The sequence below is a fragment of the Streptomyces sp. NPDC049687 genome, from assembly GCF_044465285.1.
In the GTDB taxonomy this organism is placed as follows: Bacteria; Actinomycetota; Actinomycetes; order Streptomycetales; family Streptomycetaceae; genus Streptomyces.
The window spans coordinates 1,105,135-1,120,209 of record NZ_JBITLN010000001.1 but is presented as its reverse complement, the minus strand read 5'-3'; the positions used below and the strand labels follow the sequence as shown (position 1 = coordinate 1,120,209).

General features: G+C 68.3%; 3 protein-coding genes. All 3 read left to right on the top strand.

The features are described 5' to 3' along the window. The first annotated feature begins 136 nt into the window (after nucleotides 1-136). The 3 genes from ACIBVL_RS05035 (at nucleotide 137) to ACIBVL_RS05025 (ending at nucleotide 15,075) form a co-directional block, all read left to right on the top strand. Complete coding sequence (locus ACIBVL_RS05035) at nucleotides 137-7,009, top strand: polymorphic toxin-type HINT domain-containing protein (protein ID WP_399091828.1); 6,873 nt, start codon at nucleotides 137-139, stop codon at nucleotides 7,007-7,009. Next, a complete protein-coding gene (locus ACIBVL_RS05030) occupies nucleotides 6,999-7,994 on the top strand; it encodes a DUF3710 domain-containing protein (protein ID WP_399091825.1) in 996 nt (331 codons plus the stop codon). Before ACIBVL_RS05035 ends, ACIBVL_RS05030 begins: the two co-directional genes overlap by 11 nt. Nucleotides 7,995-8,088: 94 nt before the next feature. Then, nucleotides 8,089-15,075, top strand: coding sequence for an RHS repeat-associated core domain-containing protein (locus tag ACIBVL_RS05025; protein ID WP_399091822.1), 6,987 nt, complete (start codon nucleotides 8,089-8,091; stop codon nucleotides 15,073-15,075).

The window sequence follows — 15,075 nt, the reverse complement described above, 5'->3', positions numbered from 1 at the left end:
ACTTCGGGGGTGTGCCGGGTCCGTCGAGGGCCCGGCACACCTGTCCTGCCCTCTTCCTTTCCTCGTCCTTTCATGACGTTCCCTACGATCAGGAAGTTGCCGAATGTTCTTCCGTGGTCGCTCACCGAGTCGCCGCATGCCCAGACCGGCGTTCGCCGCGACAGTGCTCGGGCTCACGCTCGCGCTGTCGGCTTCGTCGGTTCAGGCGTTGGCGCTCGACGACGGTGACCGGGGCCGCACCAGCCGCCCCGGCGTCCAGGACAACTGGGATCCCGCCGAGGGGTCCGAGGCGAAAGCGAAGCCCCGCCCTTCCGATCCGGCGCGCAAGGCGGCGGTCAAGGGACTCAATAAGGCGGTGTGGCCGAAGCAGGGCGGCGCCGAGTTGAAGACAGGCGCCACCGCGAGGGCCGGCGGTCTGCCGGTGAAGGTGACCAAGGCGAAGGCCAAGGTCGAGGCAGCACAGGTTGTGGCCGGCGTCCGGGTCGACGTCCTGGACCCGAAGCGGGCCGAGAAGCTGGGCGCCGATGTACTGCTGGGCGTCGAGCGAGCCGACGGTTCCGCGCAGGCGGGCAAGGTTCGTCTGACGGTGGATTACTCGGAGTTCGCCGAGGGCTTCGGCGGTTCCTACGCCTCTCGTCTCCAACTGATCCAGCTCCCGGCGTGTGCCGCTGTCGGCATACCCGGCACCAGGGAGTGCCCGGAGCCGCCGAAGGTGTTGCCCACGGTCAACGACGTGAAGACGGGCACCGTCTCCGCCGACGTGACGGCCGCACCGGCCACGGTCGAGGGCGTCTCCACCATGGCGAGCGAGGCGACCTCGCTGGTCGCGGTCGCGGCCGGCCCCTCGAGCGCGCAGGGCACGTACAAGGCGACGGCGCTCGCTCCGTCGGCCGACTGGAACGTCTCGAACTCCTCCGGCGGCTTCTCCTGGAACTACCCGATGCGGACGGTGCCGACTCCGGGTGGTCTGACGCCGACGGTGGGCCTCGGATACTCGTCGCAGTCGGCGGACGGCCGCACCGCGGCGACCAACAACCAGGGTTCGTGGATCGGTGAGGGTTTCTCCTACGACCCCGGCTATATCGAGCGCCGTTACAAGGCCTGCTCCGATGACGGTCATTCCGGGTCCGCCGAGCAGTGCTGGGCGTACGACAACGCCACGATTCTCCTCAATGGCTCCTCGACGGAACTGGTCAAGGACGACACGACCGGCAAATGGCATCTGGCCAACGACGACGGTACGAAGGTCGAGCAGCTGACCGGTGCCACCAATGGTGACAACGACGGTGAGCACTGGCGTGTCACCACCACCGACGGCACGGAGTACTACTTCGGTCTGAACCGGCTGCCGGGCTGGGCGACCGGCAACGAGGAGACCGATTCGACGTGGACGGTTCCGGTCTTCGGTGACGATTCGGGTGAGCCCTGCTACAACGCGACGTTCACGAGCGCGCACTGCAAGCAGGCGTGGCGGTGGAGCCTCGACTATGTCAAGGACACCCACGGCAACGTCATGTCGTACTACTACGCGCGGGAGACCAACTACTACGCGCTGAACGGCAAGACGGACGTCAACGGGACGGCGTACCACCGTGGCGGCTACCTCAAGCGCGTCGACTACGGTCAGCGCGACGGCCAGGTCTACGCGGCCAAGGCCCCGGCGCGGGTCGTGTTCAACGTCGCCGAACGGTGCCTTCCCACGGCCGACTTCGACTGCGCGGAATCCAAGCGCACCACGGCGAACGCATCGCGCTGGCCGGACGTTCCCGTCGACCAGGAGTGCAAGGCCGACACCAAGTGCACCGTCGGTCAGACCTTCTGGACGACGAAGCGGCTGACCTCGATCGTCACCCAGATGCGCAAGGACGCGACCACGTATCAGGACGTGGACGCCTGGACCCTCACGCATCTGTTCACCGACAACGGCGACGACTCCAAGACCCTCTGGCTGTCGAAGATCGACCACGAGGGCCGGGTCGGTACGGCGGTGAGACTGCCCACGCTGGAGCTGTACGGTGAGCAGCTGGCGAACCGGGTGGACGCGATCGGGGACAACATCGCTCCTTTCCACCGCTTCCGCCTGTCCACCGTGCTCAGCGAGACCGGCGCCCAGCTCGACGTCAACTACGCGGCGACGAACTGCACCAAGGACGCGCTGCCGACGCCGGGTGAGTCCACCAAGCGCTGCTACCCGGTGAAGTGGTCGCCCCCGGGCTACATCGACCCGATCACGGACTGGTTCCACAAGTACGTGGTGGCGGCGGTCATCGAGACCGACCGCACGGGCGGCAGCGACCAGCTCGTCACGCGTTACTCCTACCAGGGCGACGCGGCCTGGCGTAAGGCGGAACCCGACGGCATCACCGAGGACAAGTACCTGACCTGGGGCGGCTGGCAGGGCTATGGCAAGGTCACCGTCACCAGCGGCAGCGCCGACCGCCAGACCAGCCGGATCGACTACACGTATCTCCAGGGCATGGACGGGGACAAGACCTCCTCCGGCGGCACCCGTTCGGTGAAGGTGTCCGACTCCACCGGCGCCGAGTACACGGACGCCAAGGAGTTCACCGGCTTCGAACTCGAAGCGATGGCGTACGACGGAAGCAAGCTCGCTTCCAAGGTGATCAACACCCCGTGGAAGGCCTACACCGCCACGCAGACCAAGAGCTGGGGCACCAACCGGGCGGCCGTCGTCAACACGGAGACCACCCGCGGCTTCAGCCCGCTCGCCTCGGGCGGCTGGCGCGAGACCAGGTCGACGACGAAGTACGACACCTCGAACGGCACCGGCCGGGTCACCGAGGTCGAGGACCTGGGCGATGTGTCCACCACCGGGGACGACACCTGCACCCGCTTCTGGTACGCCGACAGCACCGCGCAGAACATCCTCTCCCTGCCCAGGCGCAGCGAGTCGGTGTCCGTGAAGTGCGCGACGACGCCGGACCGCAGGACCCAGGTGCTGGCCGACGAACGGACCTCGTACGACGGTGGTGCCCACGGCGCCGCGCCGACGAAGGGTGACGCGACCCAGACGGAGCGGCTGGCCGCGCACAACGGCACGACGGCCACGTACCAGGTCACCGGCACCACGACCTATGACTCCTTCGGCCGCCCGCTGTCCCAGACGGACGCCTCCGGCGCACTGACGAAGACCTCGTACACGGACGTCAACGGACTGATCTCGAAGACGACGTTCACCAACGCGCTCGGGCACGCCTCGACGACCGACTACGCGCCCGCCTGGGGCATGTCGGCGGGCCAGACCGACCCGAACGGAAAGCGCACCGACCTCGCCTACGACGGCCTCGGCCGCCTCACCTCGGTGTGGCTGCCGGACCGGGTGAAGGCCTCGCAGACGCCGAGCATCAAGTACTCGTACAACGTCCGCAAGGACAAGGTCGTCGCGATCAAGACCGAGAAGATCGAGAACGACGGCTCCTACGGCGCCGAGTACCAGCTCTACGACGGACTGCTCAGAGCCCGTCAGATCCAGACCGAGGGGCCGGGCGGCACCCGCATGGTCGCCGACACGTTCTACGACGGCACCGGCAAGGTCAGGAAGGCCAACGAGACCTACAACGCAGCGGGCGCCCCGTCCGACGAGCTGTTGCTGGTCCACAACGGCGAAGTGGCCACCCAGTCGCTCTTCGAGTACGACGGACTGGGCCGTACCACGGCGAGCATCTTCGCCGTCTCGGGTGTGGAGCAGTGGCGCACCACGACCACGTACGACGGCGAGCGCACCCACATCGACCCGCCCGTCGGCGGTGTCCCGACGACGACGGTGCGGGACTCCGCAGGCCGTACCAGCGAGATCTGGCACTACCGGGGCGCCTCCCCCAACCCGATGTCGGGCTACGACGTCACCAAGTACACCTACACCCCGTCCGGCAAGCTCCAGACGGTCGTCGACGCGAAGAACAACGTCTGGCGCTACGAGTACGACCAGCTGGGCCGCAACACCAAGTCGGTCGACCCGGACGCCGGCACCTCGACCGTGACCTACGACGCCCTTGACCTCCCCGTCTCCTCGACGGACGGCAGGGGCAAGAAGCTGTCGACGGTCTACGACAAGCTCGGCCGGGTCCTTTCGACCTGGCAGGGCGACGCCGACACGGGTACCAAGCTGACCGAGACCCGGTACGACAGGGCGGGCTCGCTCGGCGAGGTGTACGCGCAGCTGAGCTACGTCTCGCCGACCGAGTACTTCGCGACGGTCGTGCAGTCGACGGACGAGTTCTACCGTCCGCTGAAGACGGCGTACTCGGTGCCCGCCTCCCAGGGCGCGCTGGCCGGCACCTACGTCTTCACCAGCACCTACAACCGCGACGGAACCGCCCAGTCGGGAGGGATCCCGGCGGCGGGCGGGCTGCCGGCGGAGGCCGTCACCTTCGGGTACGACGAACTGCAGCGCCCGACGACCATGACCGGCACCACCTCGTACGTCACCGACACCCGCTACTCCACGCACGGACACCTCCAGCAGCTGGAGCAGTACGCGGGGTCGGGGAAGAAGGTCTGGCAGACCTACGACTACGAGACGGGCACCGACCGGCTGGCGCGTTCGGTCGTCGACGTCTACGGAGCGACCGCGCCGGCGAAGGAATCGAACTACTCCTACGACCAGGCCGGAAACGTTCTGTCGATCTCCGACACGGCCAACGCCTCCTCCCCGGACGTCCAGTGCTTCGCCTACGACAACCGGCAGCGGCTCGCGGACGCCTGGACACCGGCATCGACGGCGGCCGACGCCGCGGGCAGCGGGACCCTGGGGACCACGGCGCCGGTCGACGGCTCCCGCCCGAAGGCGTGCGAGGCGGCACCAGGAGCGAGCCCGCTGGGTGGTCCGGCTCCGTACTGGAAGTCGTACGCCACCGACGCCATCGGCAACCGCACCGGCGAGACCGTGCACGACACGGGACTGGTGGCGTCGAAGGACATCACCCGCACCTTCACCTACGGCGGGGCGGGTACGGCCGGTGACGGTCCGCACCAGGTCACGAAGATCGTGGAGAACACCCCGACCGGTGACCGGCAGTCGTCCTACGAGTACGACGACTCGGGCAACACCACCAAGCGCACCATCGGAGGCAACGCCCAGACCCTGACCTGGGACGACTCCGGCAAGCTCACCAAGGCGACCGAGGCCGGCGGGTCGGAGACCAGTTACCTCTACGACGCCGAGGGCGAGCGGGTCCAGCGCAAGGACCCGTCGGGCACCACCGTCTATCTGCCGGGCATGGAACTGCACCTGCCCACGGGTGGTTCCCAGGTGGCGGCGACCCGGTACTACACGTACCTCGACCAGACCGTGGCGGTGCGGACCAGCGACGGCAAGCTGTCCTTCCTGGCCGCGGACCACCACGGGACCGGCGAACTGGCGATCGACGCGGCGACCGGTGCGATCTCGCAGCGGCGCTTCGACCCGTACGGTGTCAACCGCGGCCAGTCGAGCGGCAACTGGCCGGGGGAGAAGGGCTACGTCGGCGGCACCGTCGACGCCTCGACCGGTCTGACCCATCTCGGGGCACGTGAATACGACCCGGTCATCGGGAAGTTCATCTCCGTCGACCCGCTCATCGACTACACCCGGCCGCAGCAGATCAACGGCTACGCCTACGCGGACAACTCTCCGGTCACATTCAGTGATCCGTCCGGCCTGGAGAGTTGCTATCCGTACTCGTACTGCTCCGGTGACAACGGCACGTACGGCCCGTACAAGCCGAAGAACCCGGAGAAGGACGCGGCCGAGGCCGAGGAGTACGAGGCCGAGCAGTCGGTCTCGAAGGCACGGGGCCAGCAGTCCGCCTCCAAGCAGCGGATCAAGCAGGCCGGCAAGGCTCTCGTCAAGATCGTCCGGGACATCCTCGGTGTGGACGCGGCACTGGACTGCATCTCCAGCGGTGATCTGGGCGCGTGCGGCGAGACGCTGCTGAACATCGCGGGCAGCTTCGCCGGAGGCATCGCAGGCAAGATCCTCGCGAAGTACGGGGCCCCCTGGAACTGGGCCAAGGGCGCCAAACTCGCCAAACGCGTGGTCGGCCTGGTCGGCGACCTCGTCGGCGGGGTCAAGGACCTGCTGAAGGCCAACAAGGCGCTCGGCAAGGCGAAGGACGCGCTTTCCTCGGCACGGGCCAAGCTCAAGGCGGTGATCAAGAAGGGCAAGAAGGAGGATTCGGGAACCTGCCCGACCAGCGCCCTGCCCAACCACAGCTTCCTGCCGGGGACGAAGGTCGCTCTCGCCGACGGCGGCAGCAAACCCATCGAGGAGGTGGAACTCGGCGATGCGGTGCTGGTGACCGACCCGGAGACGGGCGAGACGACGGCCCGTCAGGTCGTCGGCACCATCGTCACCGAGGACGACAAGCACTTCGTCGACCTCACGGTGCGCGGCGAGTCCGGTGAGCCGTCCGACCTGGTCTCCACCACGACCCATCCCTTCTGGGTGGAGTCGGAGCGGGCCTGGATCGAGGCCGGCGAGCTCGAACCCGGCATGCGGCTGCTCACCGCGGACGGCGGCCTCGCCACGGTCGAGGCGGTCAGTCCCTTCGAGCGGCGGCAGCGCACGCACGACCTCACTGTCGAGGACATCCACACCTACTACGTGCTGGCGGACGAGGAACCACTCCTCGTCCACAACTGCGGTACCGGCGGTGGGAGCGGCGGCACCCGCAGCAGCGGCGACCCCGAGCGCTCCGACCACGGTGACTCCGACCCGAGCTCCGTTCCCGACCTCTACGACCCGAACGACGCCGACTACAAGCCGGTCAAGCGCCGTGAGGCCGAGGGCGAGACGCGTCGTGCCTCCGAGGCCGTCGGTGACGCGGCGAAGCAGCGGCAGAGTGCGCTCTCCGGCGCCTCCACCAACGCCGGGAAAATCCTGAAGCCCTTCACCCATCAGGCCGGAGCGTCCCCTGGGATAGTCGAGGCCACCATCGCCACGGCACTCGTGATCGCGAGGATCGGGCAAGCCGTCAAGAAATGGAAGAGGGGCCGCGGTGCGCCGTAAAGCAAGGGAAATTCTCGCTCGGTTCCGGCGCGACGGGTTCATCGCGCCGGAGAGCGAGTCGGCGGCGGAATTCGGCGTATGGGACCGGCTGACCCCTGGCCGGGTCCTCCTCACGGCCCTGCAACTGGAGCTGAACGACCGCAGGACCGAGGGCCATTCACCCGAGCGCATCGCCACGGACCTCGGCTTCACCCCGGGGCCGGGGCCGGGAGCGGGAGTGGGGTCGGGGCCGGGGCTCGGCCACGAGGAGGCCGCCGCAGTGATCACCGGCCTGCTGGGTGACGTCGCCGCGCTCCGGCACGCCGACCAGCAGGGCCGCCTCGCGCTGAGCGGCGTGCTGACCCTGCTGCGGGCCGTGATCGAGGCCGAGGGCTACACCGAATCCGAAATCGACGAGTTGCTGGGCTTCGCGGAGGAGGCTGCCCGCGCGGCCTTGCGGGGACCCGTCTCCGGCCCCTGGGACGCCGGTTCGCCAGGCGTCCCGGAAGGGGAGTACACCGACCTGGGCGGCCTGCGCATTCCCGCCCAGCCGGGCAACGAGCTCAAGTTCGTGGGCGACCGGAGCGGCGACGGCGGCGTCCTCGCCGTCACCGTCGTCCACGGCCGGACCGCGCTCCAGCTCCAGGCCTACCACCGGACCCCGGGCCGCTCCTGGGACACCGTGCGCGCCGACCTGCTCGCGAAGCTGAGCAGGGACGGCGCGTCGGTACGGGAATGGGCGGGCCCCGCCGGAGTCGAACTGCGGGCCGAGGTGCCCGTCGTACGCCGCGACGGCTCCCACGCCACCATGCACTCGCGCTTCCTCGGCTTCGACGGCCCCGGCTGGCTGCTGCGCGGAGTCGTCACCGGCGCGGGAGCCGCGCCGGACAGCACCGACGACTGGCCGTACGAATTCTTCGGGAACACCGTCGTGGTCCCGGAATTCGCCGGCCCCGCGGACTCCGGTCCCGCCGAGAGGAACGCCATTCCGCTCCGCATTCCTTGACCTCTTCTCTCCTCGCCGCGGCGCACCCCATGCGCCGCGGCGAGTATTTCCTGTCCACAAACGGAGATCATTGATGTATTGGAAGAGTCGGCCGTTGAGCCGACGAATACCCAGGCGCATTCTCGGCACGACGGTGCTGAGCCTGGCCCTGGCGCTCCCGGCGTCCACGGTCCAGGCGGTGCCGCTCACCGCGGACGACAAGGGCCGCACCAGTCGCCCCGGCGTCCAGGACGATGGTGATCCCGCCAAGGGTTCCGACGCGAGATCGAAGTCCCGCCCTTCCGATCCGGCGCGCAGGGCGGCGGTCAAGGGGCTGGACGAGGCGGTGTGGCCGAAGCAGGGCGGCGCCGAGGTGAAGCTGGGGGCCACCGCTGAGGCGGGCGGGCTGCCGGTGAAGGTGACCAGGGCGAAGGCCAAGGTCAAGGCAGCCCAGGCCGCAGAGAGCGTCCGGGTCGACGTCCTGGCCCCGAAGCGTGCCGACAAGCTTGGTGCCGATGTCCTGCTCGGCGTCGAGCGCACCGACGGCGAGGACAAGGCCGGCAAGGTCCGCCTGACGGTCGACTACTCCGAGTTCGCGGAGGGCTTCGGCGGCTCGTACGGCTCGCGTCTTCAGCTGGTGCAGCTCCCGGCGTGTGCCGCTTTGGGTACGCCGGGCAGTAAGGCCTGCCCGGAGCAGCCGAAGGTGCTGCCGACGGTCAACGACGTGAAGACGGGCACGGTCTCGGCCGACGTGACGGCGGCTCCGGCTTCGGCCGAGGGTGTCTCGACGATGGCGGCGGAGGCGACGTCCCTGGTGGCGGTGGCGGCGGGTCCGTCGAGCGCGCAGGGCACGTACAAGGCCACGGCGCTTGCGCCCTCCGCCAGCTGGAGCGTCGCCACCTCGTCCGGCGCGTTCAACTGGAACTACCCCTTCCGTTCGGTCCCGACCCCCGGCGGTCTGACCCCGACGGTGGGCCTCGGCTACTCGTCGCAGTCGGCGGACGGCCGCACCTCGGCGACGAACAATCAGGGTTCGTGGATCGGTGAGGGTTTCTCCTACGACCCGGGGTACATCGAGCGCCGTTACAAGCCGTGTGCGGAGGACGGTCACGACAGCTCGGCCGAGCAGTGCTGGGCGTTCGAGAACGCCACGGTCATGCTCAACGGCAGCTCCGGTGAGCTGGTCAAGGACGACACCACGGGTGAGTGGCACATGTCGTCCGACGACGGCTCGAAGGTCGAGAAGCTGACCGGCGGCACCAACGGTGACAACGACGGCGAGTACTGGCGCATCACCACGTCGGACGGTACGGAGTACTACTTCGGCAAGAACCGCCTCCCGGGCTGGGCGACGGGCAACGAGGAGACCAACTCGGTCTGGACGGCGCCGGTGTTCGGTGACGACTCCGGTGAACCCTGCTACAACGCCACCTTCACCTCGGCGTACTGCCAGCAGGCCTGGCGCTGGTCGCTGGACTACGTCAAGGACACCCACGGCAACGTGATGTCCTACTTCTACGAGCGTGAGACCAACTACTACGCGCTGAACGGGAAGACGGACGTCAACGGCACCGCGTACCACCGCGGCGGCTACCTCAAGCGCGTCGACTACGGTCAGCGCGACGGCCAGGTGTACGCGGCGAAGGCGCCGGCCCGGATCGTGTTCAACACCGCCGAGCGCTGCCTGGTCACCTCCGACTTCGACTGCGCGGAGAGCAAGCGCACCAAGGCGAACGCCTCCCACTGGCCGGACGTCCCGGTCGACCAGGAGTGCAAGTCCGGCACCAAGTGCACCTCGCCCGTGCCGACGTTCTTCACCACCAAGCGGCTGACGTCCGTCGTCACGCAGATGCGCAAGGACGCCACGACGTATCAGGACGTGGACGCCTGGATCCTCACGCACCTGTTCACGGACAACGGCGACGACTCCAAGACGCTGTGGCTGTCGAAGATCGAGCACGAGGGCCGCGTCGGTACGGCGGTCAAGCTGCCCTCGGTGGACCTGTTCGGCGAGCAGCTCGCCAACCGCGTCGACGCGATCGGCGACAACATCGCCCCGTTCTACCGCTTCCGCCTGTCCATGGTCCTCAGTGAGACGGGCGCCCAGCTGGACGTCACGTACGCGGCCACCGACTGCACCAAGGCTTCTCTGCCGAAGCCGGGGGAGTCGACGAAGCGCTGCTACCCGGTGAAGTGGGCCCCGCCGGGCTACGTGGACCCGATCACGGACTGGTTCCACAAGTACGTGGTGTCGGCGGTGATCGAGACCGACCGCACCGGCGGCAGCGACTCGATGGTGACCCGCTACGATTACCAGGGCGACGCGGCCTGGCGTAAGGCGAAGCCGGACGGCATCACCGACGAAAAGTACCTCACCTGGGGCGGCTGGCAGGGCTACGGCAAGGTCAAGGTCACCAGCGGCACCTCCGACAACCAGAAGACCCGGGTCGACTACACGTTCCTCCAGGGTATGGACGGGGACAAGGACGCCGGCGGCAACGCGCGCTCGGTGACGGTGAAGGACTCCACGGGTGCGTCCTACACCGACTCGGAGGAGTTCACCGGCCACCAGCTGGAGGTCGCCACCTACGACGGTTCCCAGCTGATCTCCAAGTCGATCAGCGCCCCGTGGAAGCACTACTCCGCCACCCAGACCAGGAGCTGGGGCACCACCCGCGCGGTGATCGTGCGCACCCAGACGGGCCGTGGCTTTGATCTGAAGTCCGACGGGACCTGGCGCGAGACGAAGTCCACGACGACGTACGACACGGCGAACGGCACCGGCCGCGTCCTGACCGTCGACGACCAGGGTGACGTCTCCACCGCCAAGGACGACAGCTGCACCCGCACGACGTACGCGGACAACACCGCGAAGAACATCCTCTCGCTGCCGGCGCGCAGCGAGTCGGTGTCGGTCAAGTGCTCCGCCACCCCGGACCGCAAGACCCAGGTCCTGGCGGATGAGCGCACGTCCTACGACGGCGGCGCGTTCGGCGCGGCGCCCACCAAGGGTGACGCGACGAAGACCGAGCGGCTGACCGCGCACAACGGCACCACGGCGACCTACCAGGTCACGGGCGTCACGACGTACGACGACTTCGGCCGTCCGCTGACGCAGAAGGACGCCAAGCAGATCGGGACGACGGAGCAGACCAGCACCGTCTACACCGAGACCAACGGCCTGCTGACGAAGACCAAGGTCACCAACGCCCTCGGCCACGCGACGACCACCGACTACGCCCCGGCCTGGGGCATGTCGGCGGGCCAGACCGACCCGAACGGCAAGCGGACGGACCTCGCCTACGACGCCATGGGCCGCCTGACGTCGGTGTGGCTGGCGGACCGGACCTCGACCCAGACGCCGAGCATCAAGTACTCGTACAACGTCCGCAAGGACAAGGTCACCTCGGTCAAGACCGAGAAGATCGAGAACGACGGTTCCTACGGCGCCGAGTACCAGCTCTACGACAGCCTGCTGCGGGCCCGTCAGATCCAGACTCAGGGGGCGGACGGCACCCGCATGGTCGCCGACACCTGGTACGACGGCACGGGCAACGTCAAGAAGACCAACTCGACGTACAACGCCTCCGGCACTCCCTCGGACGAGCTGCTGCTCGTCCACAACGGCGAGGTCGGGGCTCAGAGTCTGCTGGAGTACGACGGCCTGGGCCGCACCACCGCCCAGATCTTCGCGGTGTCGGGCGTCGAGCAGTGGCGCACCACGACCACGTACGACGGTGAACTGACCCACGTCGATCCGCCGGTCGGCGGTGTGCCCACCACGACCGTGACGGACGGGCAGGGAAACACATCGGAGATCCGCCACTACCGCGGCGCCTCGCCGGGCGTGGGCGTCCCGTACGACTCGACGAAGTACACGTACAACACGGCCGGAAAGCTGGAGACGGTCACCGACGCCAAGAACAACGTGTGGCGGTACGAGTACGACCAGCTGGGTCGCCAGATCACGTCGATCGACCCGGACGCGGGCACCTCGCGTACGGAGTACGACGAACTGGACAGGCCGGTGGTCGCCTGGGACGGCCGTGACAAGAAGACGTCCACGGTGTACGACTCGCTCAGCCGTGTGCTGTCGACCTGGCAGGGCGATCCCAACACCGGCACCAAGGTGACCGAGACCAAGTACGACAAGGCCGGCTGGCTGGGCCAGGCCTACGGCTTCCTCAGCTATGTCTCCCCGACCGAGTACTTCGCCGTCGCGGTTCAGTCGATGGACGAGTTCTACCAGCCGTTGAAGACCGCCTATCAGATCCCCGCCTCCCAGGGATCGCTGGCCGGCACGTACGTCTTCACCACGTCGTACAACCGTGACGGAACGGTGCAGAGCACCGGCCTGCCCGCCGTGGCCGACCTGCCGGCGGAGGCGGTGACCTACACCTACGACGCGCTGCAACGCCCGACGACCATGACCGGCAGCACCTCGTACGTCACCAACACCGTCTACTCGAAGAGCAGCCGGCTCCAGCAGCTGGAACTGTCCACGGGCAGCGGCAAGAAGGTCTGGCAGACCTACGACTACGAGCAGGGCACCGACCGGCTGACGCGCTCGGTCGTCGACGTCTACGGCGCCGGCGCTCCGGCCAAGGAGGCCAATTACTCCTACGACCAGGCGGGCAACGTCCTCTCCATCGCGGACACGGCGAACTCCGCGGCGCTCGACGTGCAGTGCTTCGCCTACGACAGCCGGCAGAGGCTGACGGACGCCTGGACCCCGGCGACCACGGCCGCCGACGCGACCGGTAGGGGAACGCGCGGTTCCACCGCGCCGGTCGACGGCACCGGGCCGAAGGCGTGCGACTCGGCGCCAGGTTCGAACGCGCTCGGCGGTCCGGCGGCGTACTGGAAGTCGTACGAGACCGACGCCATCGGAAACCGGGTTTCCGAGACGAACCACGACACCACGCTGAACACCGCGAAGAACATCACCCGCAGCTACGAGTACGGCGGGGCCGGCGCCCTGGGTGACGGCCCGCACCAGGTCACCAAGGTCATCGAGAAGACGCCCACCGGGGACAAGCAGTCGACGTACGAGTACGACGACGCGGGCAACACCACCAAGCGCACCATCGGCGGCGATGCCCAGAACCTTGTCTGGGGGGACTCCGGCCAGCTCACCAAGGTCACCGAGGCCGGCGGCTCCGAGACCAGTTATCTCTACGACCCGACCGGCACCCGGGTTCTGCGCAAGGACCCCTCCGGCACCACCGTCTACCTGCCCGGCACCGAATTGAAGCTGTCGGCCGACGGCACCAAGAAGGAGGCCACCCGCTACTACACCTACCTCGACCAGACCGTCGCGGTACGCACCGCCGGGAAGACGTTCTTCCTCGGCTCGGACCACCACGGCACGGGCGAGCTCGCGATCGACTCCGAGAGCGGGGCGATCTCCCAGCGCCGCTTCGATCCGTACGGCGTCGAGCGCGGCGAGAAGACCGGCACCTGGCCGGGGCAGAAGGGCTTCGTCGGCGGCACGATCGACGCGTCCACGGGGCTCACCAACCTGGGGGCACGGGAATACGACGCCCAGATCGGCAAGTTCGTCTCCGCCGACCCGGTGATCGACTACACGCAGCCGCAGCAGATCAACGGCTACGCGTACGCGAACAACTCCCCGGTCACGCACGCGGACCCCAGCGGCATGATCATCCCGGAGTGTCGTGAGGGTCTGATCGAGTGCCGGGGCGGTCTGCCGGTCATTCATCAGACCGAGGAGGAGAAGGCGCAGTCGGACTACGACAACGCCTCCCGGAACGTCTCGGCGGCACAGGGCCAGCAGTCCGCGGCGAAGCAGCGCATCAAGTCCGCGGGCAAGGCCCTGGTCAAGATCGCCCGGGACATCCTCGGTGTGGACGCGGCCCTGGACTGCATCTCCACCGGTGACGTCGGAGCCTGTGGCGAGACCCTGCTCAACATCGCGGGCAGCTTCGCGGGCGGTCTGGCGGGCAAGATCCTCGCCAAGTACGGCGCCCCGTGGAACTGGGCCAAGGGCCTCAAACTCGCCAAGCGGGTGACCGGCCTGGTCGGTGACCTGATCGGCGGGGCCAAGGACCTGTGGAAGGCGAACAAGGCGGTGGGCCGGGCGAAGTCCGGACTCGCCAAGGCGGCGGACAAGCTGGCCGATGCCCGCAAGAAGGCCGCGGCGGCGCTGAAGAAGAAGAAAGCCGGCGGGTCCTGCCCCGTTCGCCACAGCTTCCTGCCCGGTACGAGGGTTCTCCTCGCCGACGGCTCCACCAAGCCGATCGAGCAGGTCGAGCCCGGTGACAAGGTCACGGTGACCGACCCGGTGACGGGAGAGACCACCACCAGTGAGGTGGCCGGCACGATCGTCACCGAGGACGACAAGCACTTCGTCGACCTGACGGTCAGGAACACGAAGACGGCCACCGTGAAGGGCGGCGCGAAGGCGAAGGAGGCCGACGAGGAGAAGCTGGTCTCGACGACCACCCATCCCTTCTGGGTCGACTCCGAGCAGGCTTGGCTCGAGGCCTCCGAACTGCGCCCCGGCATGCTGCTGCACACCGTGGACGGCGGCACGGCCGAGGTCACCGGGGTCCGTGCGTACCAGAAGCTCCAGCGCACGCACGACCTCACCATCAGCCGGATCCACACCTACTACGTGTACGCCGAGGCCACGCCTCTCCTCGTGCACAACAACGACGAGTGCCCGGAGGCGGGCGACGCCGACGCCCTCATGGACGCGGTGCAGGACGTGGCGGACCAGGCCGCTCCGATCAGGCCCGACAAGGATCGCCCGGCCATCGCGGAGGGCATCGAGCTGTCCGACGGCCAGGTCATCGCGAGCACCAGCATCCGGGGGGCCAAGGTCCGGGTGCACCCGGCCGTGCAGTCGGTGCTGAACACGGTTGCCTCGCGGGCCAGCCGGGGCAAGGGGCACGGCCAGTGCGGCCTCGTCGTCTGCTTGTCCCAGGCGTTGTTCTCGGGCAAGAGCCCCATGGGAGCAAGAGGCGCCGCGGTGGTCATCCGCAACAGCGTGAATCACGCGAAACACGGCATGCCTGTAGGACCCTGCAACAGTTGCGCGGCCTTGGTCGAGCATTTCGACATCGACTTCGTGACATGA

What these genes read in the sequence shown, in the direction of transcription:
- ACIBVL_RS05035 (WP_399091828.1), top strand. Translation starts at nt 137, where the DNA reads ATGCCCAGACCGGCGTTCGCCGCGACAGTGCTCGGGCTCACGCTCGCG.